Here is a 14,133-nt window from a genome sequence, read left to right on the forward strand (position 1 = left end):
GTGATAACCGGGGAAAATCTTGTCCCCGGGAGACCCCTGCCGATGATTTCATCAAACTCCAATTGCACACAGAAATGAAACCCGATTCCCCCGGACCCCATCCCTCGCCTGCTTCGACTCGCCACGTTGCCATCGAACATGGCTTCACGCTCATCGAACTGCTGACGGTGATCGCGATCATCGGCATCCTCGCCGGGATACTTATCCCCGTTGTCGGGAGCGTTCGCGAGAAGGCGAAAAAGGCGCAATGCATCAGCAATCTGCACCAGATGGGCGTGGCCCTGCTTGCCTATGCCAACGACAGAAAAGCAGGCAACATCCCTCCCGCGTACATCAGTGATGGTCGCTGTATCTGGGATGGTGATAACGCAAGCGGATCACCTGTCGCTTATGGATACCTGCAATATGAAGGTTATCTGGGCAATGTTACCGGCAAAAGCATCAAGGGCCTCAATCGTTCAAAGATATTCAGATGCCCCGATTATCCCACTGCGGAGAGTTGGGAGGCGAACAACGGTTTCGGATCCTATTTTTACACGGCGGGGCACAGGTATTACGATAGTGCGCGTGACAGGAACGGCAAGGGCATGGGAGTGCCGGTCAGCCAAATCGACCCGGTCCAGGCCGTGATTACGGATTTTGTGCCGCAAGCCCTGACCTCTGCTTCGCACGACAAGAATTCGAGCACGAACGTTCTCTACATTGATGGATCGGTAAAAAGTATTCAGCGCAAAGATTACCTGACCGATGACCGCCTTACTGCCTTCAACAAAAGCAAAGATTAGAGCATCCTGAAATCTGGAGCGCGTAACGGATGTTGCGCTCCCCGGACCCATCCTTCATATCGCTGTTCTCTCCGTTTCTGGTGAAATATGCGCGACAAGCGTATCAGGTTCATTGCCACTACGCTCACGCGCCCCGCCTCCCCCGGCTCGGCGGGGTGCCGTAAAACTTCCGGTAACAGCGCGCAAAATACCCCGCGTCCGCGAAACCACAGGCTCGCGCCACCTCACTGATGTTGGCCGCCGGATTTTCCATCTGCCCCCGCGCCCGCTCCATCCGCTCGCCCAGCAGGTACCGGTGGAACGAATGACCACCAAACCGGGTGAACAACCGTGACACGTGGTTGGGATGCAAGCGCAGAAACTCCGCCACCGCCTCGCGCCCGAGCGGCTCGTGCATGTGCTCCCTGATAAACTGGCAGGCCGCCTGCCACGTAAACCACGCCTTGCCGCCCGCCGGCGCCGCCGTGTGGTCGTCCAGCAGCGTCCGCGCCTTCAGCAGGATGACCTCCAGCAGCCGGCAAACGTAGCGTTCGTCCGCGCTCTCCTGCCGGCCACAGCGGGCCATCGCCGCCAGAAACGCCCGGCCATCGGCATCCATCGTCGCCGGCGTGTGGTGCGTCAGCAAAAACCGGTGCGACAATCCATGCCCCGCGTCCGCCGAAGTATCCGAAATCGGATACCGCTTCAACGCCACCAGAAAGCGCGTGATCCCCGGATTGAACACCAACCCGAGCGACAGGTAGCGCGAAGCCTCATGTACCTTCATCAGACAGCGAGGCAGCGCATAAATCACCTCGCCGCGCCGCACCTCCACCACCTTTCGTTCGCCCTCCGTCAACACCTCGTAGCGGGCCGTTCCCGCCAGACACAGACTCAGCCGCGGCCCCTCGACCACCCCGGCGGCATTCGCCCCCGACAACGCCTTGAAGGTCAGCATCAGCTTTGAAAAATCCCCGGACTAGGGGGAACCAGCCTGTCCGTTCCCGGGCACCAACCACTTACAGAAAATCCGCCGCTCTCCCCTCTGAATGAGAAAAATCCGGCCGATTTTTGGCCCGCCATCAATGGTTTGAGAAAAATCCGCCGCCCGCCCGATTCCTTGCAACAAGGCTGCACGGTGGTTTCAGAGACCTAGCAGGAACGGTGCATTTGCCGATTCCTGCGCTTTAGCGGCACGACGGCGCGCCGCTTGGGCCTCGCGTAGGGTTCGGGCCTCTTTGACCTCCCCGGCGCGTGCAACGATCAGTTCTGTGAGGCTGGGCGGGCGTGGCTTGAGCCGATCGCCGACGAGGCCGGCCAAGATCATGCCGACCGACTGCGCGGCCTCGTCGGCTCCGGTCCGGCGGGCGTGCGCCTGAATTTCCTCCGCATGCTGGCCGACATAATCCCCAACGCTGCGCGCAAGGTATGGATAAAGGTCGCGGACCTTGCCGGCTGCCTGGGCGGCGGCGATCGGGGCGAGGCAAGCACGGACATGCTCGGCGAGGGCCGCGCCATCCAAGAGCCACCCCCGGCCGCGGAGCTTGCGCACCAGGCTGGTGATTTCCATTGAGCATTTGCCCATCAGCCGGACTCGGCGGGTTTCGTCCTCCGGCCAGCGCAGGGTTTGCGCGAGGATGTCGGCCAACCAAGCATCCCAACGCTCCAGGCGTTCGGCGGGATTGATGCCGCCACGCTCTTGCAGCCATCGCGCATCCGCTTCCGCCTGCTTGCGGGCGTGATTCTGGCGATCTTCAAGGCGGGCTTGGAACATGTTCACGATATACGAAGGGGCGTTCGCAGCATCAGGTGTTCGCCTGGACTACTCCACCCCATTGGGCGGCCATCGCGGCGGCGATTCCCGCGTAGGTTCTCGATCGTTCTTTCCAGCGTTCGGAGTCCTTCATCCGACCGCTCATAAAGTGGATTCGGGAGTATCTCTTCCCCTTTTTGTCGAGGTAGTAGGTGCCATCCGGCTTCCGCATGTAGTCCGGTTCCACCTCGGCGGATGGCACAAGCTTCGGCAAATTCTTCAGCCATAGGCAGGTTGCCTTTGTTTCAGGGTGGCCATGATGCCACGGCTGAATAACTTGGTCGGCCGGTCGCCAGAGCGTGGACATGATGCAGACCGGATTTTCGATTGCGATTCGAGGGATGGGAGCGCGGGCCAGCATCATGAAAAAGCTGACCGCGCGTTGCTGTCTGCCGTCCAATCGCTTTGCGACGAAGTGCCGTGCTCCCGAAACCGACAGGTGAGTGCAAGGCGGATGTGCAATCATCACGTCCCACGGGTAATCCAGGAGGTCGCGTACGTCGCCTTGGTAATGCGGGCCGGGAGCGTCGGAGGGCAATAAGTCGCAACTCATGGCGTCATGGCCCAGCGCCCGAAATGCATCCCGGACGGCTCCGCTGTATTCGCAGGCCACCAGCACGCGCAACGGCGAACCAGTTGTCAGAAGAGACGCCGGTGGGGCATCCAATCCAAGGTCAAGCTCTATGGCGGCGCTCTTCATCTCAGGTGTTCGGCATTAAAAAGGGATTCCGTTACGTTGCCGGAAAGGCACCGGCCACTCGGAGCGCGGAGGCAGTTCGCCACGCTCGATGAATGGCTTTACCCACCGCAGGAATCGGCGGTCGTAGAGTTCGCGTCGCCAGCCGCGTTGTGCGGCATCCTCGCGCGTGATGCGCCGCGCTTCGGCATCTCGCCACCCCTTCGATCCGTAGCGATGGCGATAGGTGTCGGCGTCGAGCTTCACCCCTGCCGAACCAGTCGCTCGACTCAATGCCTGCGGCATTTCGCCGAGCGACAATTCGAGAGTCTGTTGGGCCGCAGTCATGAGTCACCTCGGGTGGTTCCGCAAATCGAGCGCGGCGCAGTAGGAGTTAAAGTCGGCGGTCACTTTTCGCAGGCGGGCGGCGTAATCCGGGTTGCGCATCACTTCAATGTCGCCCGCAAACCATGCCTGCTGTTGGCGAGCCTCCATTCGTGCGAGCGTGGTGGCCACAGTGGATCGAGCGCTGGTCAGAATCGGAGCGGAACCATTCGCAGGAGGCAACGCGGCCTCTGGTTGTTGTAGTGTTTTATCCATTATCGCGTGCCTCCGCTGAGGTGTTCGCCGACTGATAACCAGCCAGCCATTGCTCCCGCAAAGCTTCGGCTGCTTGCGTGCGGACTGAGAATTCAGCAGGCGGCACCGTCACACCCTCCTTTGCGTCTCTTTCGCCAAGTTTGAATGCGCATGTGAGCATCAGTTTATACGCCTCGATCAGTTCTTCCGTGGACAACGCCGAACCATTCGCACGAGGCAACGGCCTCTTGCGGCATGGCTGGCTGTCGTTCCAGCATCCAAATTCCGGTGAGCATTCGTCGCATGTCATGGCCGTGCCTCCGTTTGGGTGTTAGCCTTCGGCCTCCGGTGGCATGGCTTTGTCGAGATCGATCTCGATTGTCACCTTGCCGAGATTGACGGTCACTTTGACGATGCCGCGCTCTTTCAGTCGCTTCATCGCTGCGGACATCTCGGGATCGAGAATGCGCACATGACCGAAGTTGACGAATCCCTCATTCAGCGCGACGAGGAAAACCAGCGTTCCGATTTCCGATATAGAGAGCTTACTATCGAGGACAGCAGCCGGGAGGATGATTTCATCGTCATCTTTTATTCTAAATGTAATGGGCATAAAATTACAGAGATTATCGTTATTATTTGCATGGGAAAAATCCTCGAACCAAGCGCTTCACCGAAGCAGACAGTAGCCGGTGATCAGCCAGCCGGGATGACGGCGGCGGATGTGGGTGTGAATTTTGCGCATGGTGTCGTCATTGAGCCAGCGGCCTTTGATGCGGAGCTTACCGTAACGATGCTCGATGCGCCGACCACTTCGGCAGTTGATCCCGTAGTTGATGAGCAGCCATCTTGAGTCAGTCACGGCCTCCGGTTGTTGTAGTGATTTATCCATTTTTACATGCCTCCGCTGGAGTGCTCTCCAAGCCAGCGAGCGCGGCGCTTTCCAGACCGGCAAGCGCGACGTTGCCGGCTTCGACGGCAGCGCGAAGGCGAGGCGAGCGCAGGTCCTGGATTGACCCGGCAAATTCGGCTTCGGCGGCCAGGAGTTCGCGGAGCGCAGCGGTAACCGGATCGTCGGGGATCGGGTATGTGAAATCGGGCTTGCCCATGTGGACCGGCGTGCCGGTCCCCTCACGCCATGCTTTTTTGCGGAGCAAGGATTGTATCTTTTTCTCAACGACCTTGAGCGCGGTGCGGCCTTGGCGGGTATGTATCTGCGCGGAGACGCGGGCGGCACCGCGGATAATTATGAGAGCGTCCAGATTATTCATGGCGTAAAGGTGAGTCACAGCCGGGGTGAGATCGGAATCAGGTCGATCGGTTGGTATTTCCATTCCCCATCGACCTTGCGGAATGGATTGCCGGTGGCGCGTTGGCGGCGAAACGCGAAATCACATTCCGGGCATTGGAATTCGCCGGCCGGCAACTCTCCGGAGATTGGCCGCTCACTCCATTGCAGGGCCGGGGATGTTTTGTTGCACCGGCCACAGGTGATCGTGAAAAGTGAGTCGAGGGAACATGCCACCAATGCGGGGGAGGCAGCAGATTCGCTTGTATCGGTGTTATTGGTACTCATGGCTTCCGTGCCTCCGCCGAGGTGCTAGACATAAACCGCATTCAGCAGCGCCCGGAACCAGGGTTTTTTGTCGTGTTTCGCTTCGTCCGACGAATAAAAGCGGCCATCCTTCAGCTTGCCAAAGAAGCGGCCGTTGACCGTGCTAAACATTGTCCGCCCGGTCATGCGTCCGGTTTGCCAGATGATGGTGACATGATCCGAGCCCTCGTGGTCAAAGCGGGTGGTGTCCAGCTTCCAGCCGAGTTTTTTGCAGACGGCTTTTAGCTCTTTCAGTGTGCGGTGCCTTTTGAATGTCTTCATCTTATTCATCGTCGGGATATTCGGGGGTGTCGGTGATGGACTCAGGGGCCGGAGCGGTGGGGGGCAACAGGTGGCGGACCTCCCATTGCTGCATCGGGGCCGGATCGCCCTGCGAGGCGGCGGCGCGGGCGAGCTCTTCCGTGCACATGGTGATGCGATAGAGACTCGCCGGGTTGATGAGTTGCGAGACGAACGAATCGCCCGCTTGCGGCACGTCCACGCGCAGCATGGGCGTGCCAAATTGCGTATCCTTGCTGACCAGCCCGCCGTAGCGGATATGGCCCATCAGTTCGATGATCGCCCACGCGGGGGCGTCGTTTTTTATTTCGGTCATTGTATTTATTACTTGGTTACGGTTTTGTTTTGTGCCATGCGAGACGCATGGAAATCGACTGGTCAAAAGCGCCGAGGAACGCCCGCTGGTGGGCTATGGATGCCAACGGGCAGGCGAACTGGTATTGCGCGCCGGATGTGAAACCCTTCACGGATTTCTGGTTTCACGATTCGAAACCGGCTCCGACGTTCGGCTTTTCCGTCGCGGACTGGAAAACAAGCCTGGTCGAGCGGCCTGTTGAGAAGAGACGGAAGCATGGCTAGAAGGGCACGTCCTCGGCCGGCGCGGGCGGGACGTAGGCGGGGGCGGGCGACATGCGTTTCAGGGAGCGTTCCAGCGCGCCGAGCACTACGCGCATTTGCTCCGCGGTCAGCGCCTTCACCGGGGCCTTGCAGATGGCCCAGGCCGTGCCGTTGAGGTAGCGCGCCATCGCGTCCGGCCCGGCAAAGTCCTTTCCGCCGCATTCCACCATCCTGCCCATGACGGCGTAGCATTCGCTCTCGTAACGAGCCTTGCGCTCGCCGTCGTCGCATTGCGCGTGCATCTGCGCATCGAAGTTCGCCGGATCGCTCTCGGCCCGGAGTTTGGCGAGTACGGCGGTAAGATCGCGGTTGGAAAAATCCTTGCTGCTCTTGTCGCGGCCGATCGCGGCGCGATAGAGCGCATGACGGGCGGCATCGTCGCAGGGCTTGGCGACGGCCTTGCGGACGGCGCGCCAGCGGCTTTCTTCCAGGCGCAAAAGGCGGAGTTGTTGTGTATTCATTTTTTCCAGCGATAAAAGGTTCCGGTGAAGGGCAGACCGTGCGTGCGGGTAAACCAGCCGAAAAAGGTGAGAAGGTCCGGGAATCCGTCACCGCGGGCCAGCGCATGGATTTCTTCCATCGGCAGCTTCCGGCCGCCCAGGTAAACGCAGCCGAAGGCGGGCATTTCGATCTTCGACACCTGGACAATTCGCGCCATGCGCAGTTCGCGCTGTGCGCTCCAGTACGGCCGGCCGAGCCAGGCGCGGGCATCGATCATATCGCCAGTGCGCACCTTGCGCTTCCGCGTCAGGCGGACCGTGGTCAGCTTCTCACCGGACTCCACCAGCGGGGCAAAGCGCGGCTGAAACATGAATACATGACGGGCGGTTTTCATTTTTCCTCCAATTCGCTAACGATTCGCCAGTGACCGCACAGCGGGCCGCCGGGGATGAACTCGATGCAGTAGCGCCGGCCGACGACCGGCGGCACCTCATGCTCGCCCCCGAGCAGGGCGTAACCCTCGCCCGAGTCCTCGTCTTTGCCCAGGATGAAGCGGGATGTCACCACCTGGAGGCGGACATTCCGGCGAGCGCCGAACGGCCATGTCTTGATGATGATCATGCGTTGGCGAGGTCGAGGTTGATCGCGGTGTAATCGTCGGTATTGCCGGCGCGCTCGTAGATGCGGATGTAGCTGCGCGAGCTCGCCACGCTCAGGCTGTCGCCGATCGCCGACATCGCCCGCTGCCATTTTTCATCTTTGATGTCCATGCGGCGCAGGGTGAGGATGCGGGCGGTGTCGATCTTGCCTTCCTTGTCCACCTTGAACGCGTCGTTGATCAGCGTGCGCAGTTCGGTGCGCGCCCCGTCCGTCCAGGCGGAGAGGCATTCATCGATCAGGACTTTTGCCGCCTGCAAACGCTCGTCAAAGGTCAGTTGGTCGCTGATGGCGCGCAGTATCTTGATGCGGCCGTCGAAGCTGGTCAGCGTCAGGTTGCCCTTTCGCCCGCCGATCTTCGCGCCGTACTTTTCCGCCGAGAGTTCGGCGAACGCCTGGATGTCGGCGAAGGTGTTCAGGCGAAACGTGCGCAGCAGGTGGTTGATCTGTTTCGCCTTGGCGGCGATTTCGGCGATGAGCTCGTCGCGGGCCAGGTCGATTTCCTTGATCTGCGCCAGCGGCACGAGGCGGCCTTGCGCGTCTTCACGGTAGCCATCGGGGATGGCGGGTTTTGTATCGGGTTTGTCGTTACTCATTGTCTTGACTTCGGGTGCGGGTTTCGGGTGAGGAGTCACCGGCCGGCGAGGTGCCAGCCGATGACGATCCAGAGGAGGGCGGTCAGGTGCATCGCCGCGATGACGGCGACGGCGAGGCGCAGGCTTCGCCGGGCTTCGGCGAACGGCGTGCGCCGGGTGTCACAGGGGACGGGTGTTTTCATGGTCGGGTTTTTTGAGCGGTTCGGCGATCGCGGCGGCGGCGGTCTTGAAAAGCCGGTCGTACTCCCGGCGAAACTCCGGCCCCTCCGTGTCGAGGCGATCCTGCCAGGTGAACTCCGCGTAACAGATCGCGGAATGGTCGCGGCAGAGGACGCGGCCGATGATCGTTGTCGAGTGCTTGGTGAGCCGTCGCGCCAGGTGGCAGAACAGTTGCCGCGCCTCGGCATGCTGCCGGTCCCGGCAACGCCCGCGCAACTGGTCGAAGGTCAGCAAGTGGTAGTTGCAGACAATCGCCATGATGGCGGACAGGTCGGACGGCATCGACGGCCGGGGCAATGCGGCCATGGCCTCGCGAAACCGGGCCGCGGCGATCACGCACGCCTCGTAGGCGCGCTCGTAGTTGCGCGATGCCTCCTGGAGGGCGCGCATGCTGTCATCGGTTCCGCCGGTGAGACCGGCGGGGATTGTGAGGGTCACGCTCATGCCGCCCCCTTTCGTTCGGCGATGAAGATCGCGGGGGCGATTTCCTTGATGTGGAGCGTGCTCGTGTCGGGCACGTCGAAGAGCAGGACCGCCAGGCGTTCCGCCGCCACGCGGGCCGATACCATGCTGCTCGTATTGCGCCGCCAGCCGGTGGTGCTGGCGACATATGCGCCTTCGTTCCGGCGCACGCAGATCATCCGCGTGCCGATGTCGAGGCCGAGGGGGTTGTCGTCGTCGTTCATTTGTCGTCCCTCGGATTGGTGGCGTTGAGCGGGAGGTAGGCGCGGCGGATGCCTTCCACCGGCTGGCTGGTCAGCGTGGCGTAGGCTTCGGTCAGCTTGCCGAAGGTTTCGGTGCCGAGGCCGATATGCCAGCCCACGGCCGGCACATCGCGGATGCGCTCCAGCACGGCGCGCAGGGCGCACGTCGCCTGCGCGGCGCCGTCGAGGTTTTTGTCCGTCATCGGGGTCGATTTGAACAGGTCGCTCATGCCGCCCTCCCGGTTACGGTGGAGTGTTCGGCCAGGAGCAGGACCGGCTTGTCTTTCGCCGGTTGCTCCTCACCAGCATCGAAGGTGACTTCGATCCATTGTCCGAAGGGCAGCTTGCGGAGCTCGCGGGCGGAGTGGCGGCGCATGGCGTCACCCTTCGCGCCCGGATACATCCGGCGGGGCATGCTTTCGATGCCACGCGGGCGCGGATCGTTGTCCGCCAGACGGCAGTAAAAATCTCGCGGCAGGTCGCCGGCGGACATGCAGCCGTCGTAACGGCTGACCATGAGCCAGCGCACGATGCCGCCATCGGGATCATGCTGCCAGAGCCGGACCACGGGCGCGAACCACGATGCGCGGCGGCGTTTCTTGTCGGGGACGGGGAGAGTCAAAGGGTCCATTGTATTTTATTCCTGATACAGGTTGGGAATCGGGACGGGGGGGATGCCCTCACGCCTTGCGGCGCAGGAGGGCTTTGACGTTGAGGCAGGCCTTGGTCACGTCCTCGATCGTCGCGTGCGGGAGCGGGGCGAGTTCCTTGAGGGTGCGCTCCACGAAAGAGAACCGTCCAAACTCGTTCGCGTTCTTCGCAATGAGGCCGCAGGCGGCTTTCGCGGTGTCTGCAAAGATCACGCGGCCGGCGGCGAGGGCGGCCACGTCGTCGGGGAAAACCGGGCTGGACTCGATCACGCTTTCGTTGCGCCGGGTGGTCTGCGCGGACTCCACCCAGGCGGCGCACTGCCAGCGGGCGAACAGCGCGGGGATGGCCATCACCACGACCACCGTGGGCGTCTGGTTGAGCAGCAGTTTGAGCAGGTTGGTCGTGCGCGGGCCGAAGTACTCGCCCTCGTCAATGATGAGCACGCGACGATTGGCGCGCAGCCGCCTGACCACGGCCCGCTGCGCGGTGGCCTCGCCGTTGCCGAGCTCGGTCTCCGTGAGGCCGGCGGCGAGGCCGATGTCGAAGAGCGCGGCGAAGTAGCTTTTGCGCCAGGGCTCCGACGCCTCCACGAGGATGCCGTCATGCTCCACCTTGAGTTGCCGGGCCAGGCGCGTCTTGCCGCCGCCGGTCTCGGCGAGGAAAGTCACCATGCGCTCGCAGTCGTCTTCCGGCTTGAGCTTGCAGGCCGTTACGGCGTCAAAGACGGCCTGTTGCGAGGGGATGCGGATGAATACGCCCCCCCCGGTGAGTTTGGCCGCCTGGGCGCGTTGCAGGCGCATCTGGCGCAGGTTCAGTTCCAGCTTGTTGAGCGTGAGTGCCGGATCGGCCCCGTAGGTGCCTTCCTTGATGCGATACCAGGTCGTTCCGCTTACGGTCAGGTGAGCCGTGGCAAACTTGCCGTCGTTGAGGCCGGCTTCGTCCTGGAGCCGGCGCAGTTCGTTGATCACCCCGAGTTGGCCGGGCGTGTAGATCGCGGCCAGGTCGGGTTTCGTTTTTGTTGTGGTGTCTGTCATTATCGTATCCATGATTTGCCTTGGGATTTGTCTGTCATTGTCAGTCCTCACACCCAGCTTGCGTCGTCGTTTGACGCGGCTGGGTGTGTTTGTTTCTCGGCTTCCGCACGGGCTGCGCGGCGGGCCAAAAGTTGTTGCACATCGACCTTGGCGACGGCCTTTGCCTCCTCCGCCTGCTCGGCGGCGCCTTGCGCGGCCTCGCCCATCGCCGCGCCTACGCGCTCGGCTTTGGTCAGTTCGGCCGTGCCTACTTTCCAGCGGGCGACCACGGCGTCATTGTGGGCGCGGTCGGCGGCAAGTTCTTCGTTCGCCGCTTGGTGCAGCGGGCGATCCTGAATCTCTCCCATTATGCGATGAACGATGATGGCGCGGCGGGCTTTCTGCTCCCGGATCGCCTCTTCGTCGGTGACGCTCACGCCTCGCGGATCGTCGCCGAACAGGCGCAGGATGCCGAGCATCCGCCCGTCAAGGTGCATGACCAGGGCGCGAGCCGGGACCTGGAAGTCCACGTAAGCGAGCACGTCGGTGCGCTCGGGCACGCCGGCCATCACACCGTCATCATCGATATAGGAGTAGGGTTTTTTCTCATACGAGAATTGAACGGCATGGTTTATCCATGTCGCCTTCACCGGCGAGAGCATGAAAATCTTCAGCGCGCTGGCGGGGAATGCCCTCCGCATGTGCATCGCGGAGAGCCGTTCCCAGCGCTCCAGGCGCGATTCCTTGCGCTCGTCCGGCACCATCTGGCATTGCTGCTCCGGAGTGAGGCAGGCGAGCGCTTCGGGCGAGTTGGGGCCGTGCGCGTCGATGCCTCCGGGCGCGGGGAGCTTCGGCGTCGGCCAGTAATATTCCCGCACGGTGTCGAAGCCGAGGCAGCGATGGTTCGTCCGCTGTTCCTGCCACGCTGTCACGAAGTCGAAGACCTTTTCCACCTCGGCGACAAACGGGAACGGTGTGCGCAGGCGGGCGATGACCTCGGGCGGGAGGTTCAGCTTGTTGACCCCTTCCCCGTAGGCGACCAGTTTCAGGAAGTATTCCTTCATCGCCTCCATATTTGCCGGTCCGTTGAGTCGTTCGTTGCTTCCCTTGTAGCCCTTCATGTCGCCCATGAGGTTCCACCGGGCGTTGAATCCGGATTCGATCCAGCCCTTTTCCCAGGGCGCGCCGCCTCTTTCCACGAACCCGTTGGGAAGCGTCTTGTGCTCGATCAGCGAGGTCCGATGAACACGTATCCTGTTTTCGGATATGGACGAAAGCATGAGTTCCACCGCGGGCAGGATGGTTGCGGTCTTGTTTTCGCAGATGATCGTCACCGGATAATCGGGGATGCCGTGCGTCTCGAATACCTGGTAAAGCAACGCCTGCGCATGCACGGAACGGACGTTGAAGCGGACTTCCTTTTCCGTGCCGTCCGGCTGCTTGACCTTGCGGGTGATGAGCGGGCCGATGATCCGCGCCAGCACCTTGCGCGAGGCCACATCCATCGCCAGGATGCCGCCAACCGGCGCGACTTGCGGCTTGTAGCCAAGCTCCGGATCGCCCGGGAAGGCGCAGTAACAATCAAGCTGGAAGTCGTCGATGACGATCCATTCCATCGGCTTCAGGCGCGAGGTGTCGCGGATGATTTTGGGCAGGTGCGCATGGGCGGCGGCGAGGCCTTGCTGGAACATTTTCCGGTGGGCGCGGCTGGGCGCGTAGCGGCGCAGGTTCTCCCGCGTCCACCCGGCGGGATACACGCGGGGGAACCGCGCCGGCACGGCCTGGTCGGGATACGTCCGCGCAAACCAGTTTTGCCAGGTGCCGTAACCGGGGATTTCCGCGCCCTCCGGCCAGAGGATTTCCAGCAGCTTGTCGATCGCCGCCGAGACGCTGCGGTGGTTTTGCTCGATCAGCCCTTGCAGGAAGCTGACAAACTCCGCGGGCTGCTTGCTCGGCGACTTGTAGTTTTTCACCAGTACGCGCCAGTTGCCGCCCGCCTCGATGAAGGCGTAATACTTCGCCAGCAGCCGCGTGGCGGACAGCCCGCGGATGTGCCGGTAGCCCGCCGCCAGCGCGTGCACCTGCGCCACAAAATCCCTCTGGCCGCCTCGCAGGGCATGCACCTTTTCGAGGATACGCAGGGTCAGCGTCAGGTCATGCCGGGCCTTGGGCTTGAGCTGCATCGCCACCTCGTCCGCATCGATCAGCGGCACGGCGAAGCGCAGCGGGGCGGCGAGGCCGGTCTGCGCAGCGGAGCCGGCGGATGCGAGGGAGTAGGAGTCCACGACGGAAGGCAGGATGCTCATGGCAGTGACGGTTTGGAGTTCAGCGTTTCGGGTTCAGGGTTTGGGGGATCAGGCTTTGAGGGTCTTTTTATAGGCGTCGCGCCACTCGGCGCGCAGGGCGTCGAAACTGCCTGCCACGGAGCGAATGTCGGCGGGGGCGAGGCGGGCGCAGAGGTTTTCCGTGATGAGCAGTTGCCGCCCGCGCTCGAACCACTCGCCAAGCTCTTCCTTCGCCGCCGCCGCCAGTTCCTCCGGCGAGATTTTCTCCGGCTCCTCGCCGTCGTCCGTATCCTCTCCCTTGGTACGCTTGCCGCCGAGCTTCGGCGCGGACTTGATGCCGTGCTTGTCCAGCAGTTCATTGAGGGACGATCCGCCGACGAATCTTTCCAGCTTGGTGAACAGGTCGCGGGCCGGGTGGTTGTCGCCGAGTTCCAGCGCCGTCTGGTCGCCCGGGAGGGCCAGCAGCGCCGGCTTCTGCGCCTTGGCCTTTTCGAGGAAGGCTGTCGCAAGACGCATGTAGTAGTTACATTGACGGTCAGCGGTTTTCAAATTCGCACCACTGGTGCGAATTTGCTTAATCCACTTCCCGAACTCCCCATGCTTGAGCGAGGCCTTGACGCGGTGCAGGGCGATGCCGGAGAGCACGGCGGCCATAGCGGCCTTGGTCTGCATCTGCGCGACGGAAGCGACCATCTGCGCGGTGTCGGACTTGAGTTTGTCGAGGTCGTCGCCTTTCACCGCAAGGGCGGGATCGGCGACGAGAGCGAGAGCGGTTGTCATTGGTTTAGCCATACGAAAATCAGGCGGCAAGGGTGGCGGTGGTGGCGGGAGTCCAGGTGCCGGCGGCGATGCTGCCGTTGAGCTTGTTCAGCGTGCGGGCGGACACATGATCCGGGTGGGCAAGGAGCACACGCGATGTCTGATCCTGCCAGCGGGCTGGCACATCCCCCTGGATGCGATAGAAGCGCAAATTCTCACGGAGATAGATGTGAAGCATCCGGCGGTCATCGGTGGATTCCGCCGACTGGAGCAGCCCGCGGATGGCGTCGCGGGCGTGCTCGCCGCGCTCGCGGTCATACTCGCCGAGGGCGGCGCATTGCGGATCATGCAGGAGGTTAAGCCGGGCAAGCCGGAAGGAATAGAGGTCTCGCGCACACTTGCGGCAGACGGTATAAACGAGATCGTTGGACAGGGTGAGTTTCATCGGATGTAGTTTGTTTTTG

At 62.2% G+C, this 14,133-nt stretch carries 26 protein-coding genes; 3 read left to right on the forward strand and 23 right to left on the reverse strand.

The window, feature by feature from the left end; all coding sequences use genetic code 11:
- Nucleotides 1-74 precede the first annotated feature (74 nt).
- The gene (locus tag OPIT5_08125; GenBank protein ID AHF90199.1) at nucleotides 75-785 is read left to right on the forward strand and encodes an N-terminal cleavage protein; all 711 of its coding nucleotides are present in this window, start codon (nucleotides 75-77) and stop codon (nucleotides 783-785) included.
- A gap of 124 nt (nucleotides 786-909) precedes the next feature.
- Here the strand turns inward: OPIT5_08125 and OPIT5_08130 are convergent, their stop codons facing one another.
- From OPIT5_08130 to OPIT5_08155, 6 genes are all read right to left on the reverse strand, one after another.
- The gene (locus OPIT5_08130; protein ID AHF90200.1) at nucleotides 910-1,722 is read right to left on the reverse strand and encodes an AraC family transcriptional regulator; all 813 of its coding nucleotides are present in this window, start codon (nucleotides 1,720-1,722) and stop codon (nucleotides 910-912) included.
- Nucleotides 1,723-1,908: 186 nt separating this feature from the next.
- On the reverse strand, nucleotides 1,909-2,538 hold the full coding sequence (locus OPIT5_08135) for a hypothetical protein (GenBank protein ID AHF94186.1): 630 nt from the start codon (nucleotides 2,536-2,538) through the stop codon (nucleotides 1,909-1,911).
- A 31-nt stretch (nucleotides 2,539-2,569) separates the two neighbouring features.
- Nucleotides 2,570-3,202: a hypothetical protein gene (locus OPIT5_08140; GenBank protein ID AHF90201.1), complete on the reverse strand. Its 633-nt coding sequence runs from the start codon at nucleotides 3,200-3,202 to the stop codon at nucleotides 2,570-2,572.
- A 90-nt stretch (nucleotides 3,203-3,292) separates the two neighbouring features.
- Nucleotides 3,293-3,520: a hypothetical protein gene (locus tag OPIT5_08145; protein ID AHF94187.1), complete on the reverse strand. Its 228-nt coding sequence runs from the start codon at nucleotides 3,518-3,520 to the stop codon at nucleotides 3,293-3,295.
- Between the two features lie 84 nt (nucleotides 3,521-3,604).
- On the reverse strand, nucleotides 3,605-3,853 hold the full coding sequence (locus OPIT5_08150; protein AHF94188.1) for a hypothetical protein: 249 nt from the start codon (nucleotides 3,851-3,853) through the stop codon (nucleotides 3,605-3,607).
- 310 nt (nucleotides 3,854-4,163) lie between these two features.
- A complete protein-coding gene (locus tag OPIT5_08155; GenBank protein ID AHF94189.1) occupies nucleotides 4,164-4,304 on the reverse strand; it encodes a hypothetical protein in 141 nt (46 codons plus the stop codon).
- Between OPIT5_08155 and OPIT5_08160 the strand changes: the two genes are divergently transcribed.
- Nucleotides 4,305-4,685, forward strand: a complete 381-nt coding sequence (locus tag OPIT5_08160; GenBank protein AHF94190.1) for a hypothetical protein — start codon at nucleotides 4,305-4,307, stop codon at nucleotides 4,683-4,685.
- Between the two features lie 31 nt (nucleotides 4,686-4,716).
- Here OPIT5_08160 and OPIT5_08165 read toward each other — a convergent pair whose 3' ends face one another.
- The 4 genes from OPIT5_08165 to OPIT5_08180 form a co-directional block, all read right to left on the reverse strand.
- Nucleotides 4,717-5,103, reverse strand: a complete 387-nt coding sequence (locus OPIT5_08165; protein ID AHF90202.1) for a hypothetical protein — start codon at nucleotides 5,101-5,103, stop codon at nucleotides 4,717-4,719.
- 14 nt (nucleotides 5,104-5,117) lie between these two features.
- Nucleotides 5,118-5,258: a hypothetical protein gene (locus OPIT5_08170; GenBank protein ID AHF94191.1), complete on the reverse strand. Its 141-nt coding sequence runs from the start codon at nucleotides 5,256-5,258 to the stop codon at nucleotides 5,118-5,120.
- Nucleotides 5,259-5,432: 174 nt separating this feature from the next.
- Entirely contained in the window at nucleotides 5,433-5,708 is a 276-nt protein-coding gene (locus tag OPIT5_08175; protein ID AHF94192.1) for a hypothetical protein, read from the reverse strand.
- 1 nt (nucleotide 5,709) lies between these two features.
- On the reverse strand, nucleotides 5,710-6,042 hold the full coding sequence (locus OPIT5_08180) for a hypothetical protein (protein ID AHF90203.1): 333 nt from the start codon (nucleotides 6,040-6,042) through the stop codon (nucleotides 5,710-5,712).
- On the opposite strand from OPIT5_08180, the gene OPIT5_08185 reads away from it, so the two are divergent.
- Complete coding sequence (locus tag OPIT5_08185; protein ID AHF90204.1) at nucleotides 6,042-6,305, forward strand: hypothetical protein; 264 nt, start codon at nucleotides 6,042-6,044, stop codon at nucleotides 6,303-6,305. The two genes, OPIT5_08180 and OPIT5_08185, sit on opposite strands and share 1 nt — an antisense overlap.
- Here OPIT5_08185 and OPIT5_08190 read toward each other — a convergent pair.
- The 13 genes from OPIT5_08190 to OPIT5_08250 all read right to left on the reverse strand — a co-directional run bounded on the left by OPIT5_08190 (nucleotide 6,302) and on the right by OPIT5_08250 (nucleotide 14,114).
- Nucleotides 6,302-6,805 (reverse strand): hypothetical protein, encoded by a 504-nt coding sequence (locus OPIT5_08190; GenBank protein AHF94193.1) that lies wholly within the window; start codon nucleotides 6,803-6,805, stop codon nucleotides 6,302-6,304. The two genes, OPIT5_08185 and OPIT5_08190, sit on opposite strands and share 4 nt — an antisense overlap.
- On the reverse strand, nucleotides 6,802-7,179 hold the full coding sequence (locus OPIT5_08195; GenBank protein ID AHF94194.1) for a hypothetical protein: 378 nt from the start codon (nucleotides 7,177-7,179) through the stop codon (nucleotides 6,802-6,804). Before OPIT5_08195 ends, OPIT5_08190 begins: the two co-directional genes overlap by 4 nt.
- Nucleotides 7,176-7,406 (reverse strand): hypothetical protein, encoded by a 231-nt coding sequence (locus OPIT5_08200; protein AHF94195.1) that lies wholly within the window; start codon nucleotides 7,404-7,406, stop codon nucleotides 7,176-7,178. Before OPIT5_08200 ends, OPIT5_08195 begins: the two co-directional genes overlap by 4 nt.
- Entirely contained in the window at nucleotides 7,403-8,005 is a 603-nt protein-coding gene (locus OPIT5_08205) for a sulfate transporter (GenBank protein AHF90205.1), read from the reverse strand. Before OPIT5_08205 ends, OPIT5_08200 begins: the two co-directional genes overlap by 4 nt.
- 68 nt (nucleotides 8,006-8,073) lie before the next feature.
- Nucleotides 8,074-8,220: a hypothetical protein gene (locus OPIT5_08210; GenBank protein ID AHF94196.1), complete on the reverse strand. Its 147-nt coding sequence runs from the start codon at nucleotides 8,218-8,220 to the stop codon at nucleotides 8,074-8,076.
- Complete coding sequence (locus OPIT5_08215; GenBank protein AHF94197.1) at nucleotides 8,198-8,701, reverse strand: hypothetical protein; 504 nt, start codon at nucleotides 8,699-8,701, stop codon at nucleotides 8,198-8,200. The genes OPIT5_08210 and OPIT5_08215 overlap by 23 nt, the downstream gene beginning before the upstream one ends.
- The gene (locus OPIT5_08220; protein ID AHF94198.1) at nucleotides 8,698-8,943 is read right to left on the reverse strand and encodes a hypothetical protein; all 246 of its coding nucleotides are present in this window, start codon (nucleotides 8,941-8,943) and stop codon (nucleotides 8,698-8,700) included. The genes OPIT5_08215 and OPIT5_08220 overlap by 4 nt, the downstream gene beginning before the upstream one ends.
- On the reverse strand, nucleotides 8,940-9,191 hold the full coding sequence (locus tag OPIT5_08225) for a hypothetical protein (protein ID AHF94199.1): 252 nt from the start codon (nucleotides 9,189-9,191) through the stop codon (nucleotides 8,940-8,942). The genes OPIT5_08220 and OPIT5_08225 overlap by 4 nt, the downstream gene beginning before the upstream one ends.
- Complete coding sequence (locus OPIT5_08230) at nucleotides 9,188-9,592, reverse strand: hypothetical protein (GenBank protein AHF94200.1); 405 nt, start codon at nucleotides 9,590-9,592, stop codon at nucleotides 9,188-9,190. Before OPIT5_08230 ends, OPIT5_08225 begins: the two co-directional genes overlap by 4 nt.
- A gap of 49 nt (nucleotides 9,593-9,641) precedes the next feature.
- Nucleotides 9,642-10,646, reverse strand: a complete 1,005-nt coding sequence (locus OPIT5_08235; GenBank protein ID AHF94201.1) for a hypothetical protein — start codon at nucleotides 10,644-10,646, stop codon at nucleotides 9,642-9,644.
- 47 nt (nucleotides 10,647-10,693) lie between these two features.
- Nucleotides 10,694-12,931 (reverse strand): hypothetical protein, encoded by a 2,238-nt coding sequence (locus OPIT5_08240; GenBank protein AHF94202.1) that lies wholly within the window; start codon nucleotides 12,929-12,931, stop codon nucleotides 10,694-10,696.
- A gap of 48 nt (nucleotides 12,932-12,979) precedes the next feature.
- Nucleotides 12,980-13,690, reverse strand: a complete 711-nt coding sequence (locus tag OPIT5_08245) for a hypothetical protein (GenBank protein AHF94203.1) — start codon at nucleotides 13,688-13,690, stop codon at nucleotides 12,980-12,982.
- A gap of 19 nt (nucleotides 13,691-13,709) precedes the next feature.
- Nucleotides 13,710-14,114 carry a hypothetical protein gene (locus OPIT5_08250; GenBank protein ID AHF94204.1) on the reverse strand — a complete coding sequence of 135 codons (405 nt, stop codon included), beginning with the start codon at nucleotides 14,112-14,114 and terminating at the stop codon, nucleotides 13,710-13,712.
- Nucleotides 14,115-14,133 lie beyond the last annotated feature (19 nt).

It is taken from the genome of Opitutaceae bacterium TAV5 (assembly GCA_000242935.3).
Classification (GTDB): Bacteria; Verrucomicrobiota; Verrucomicrobiia; order Opitutales; family Opitutaceae; genus Geminisphaera.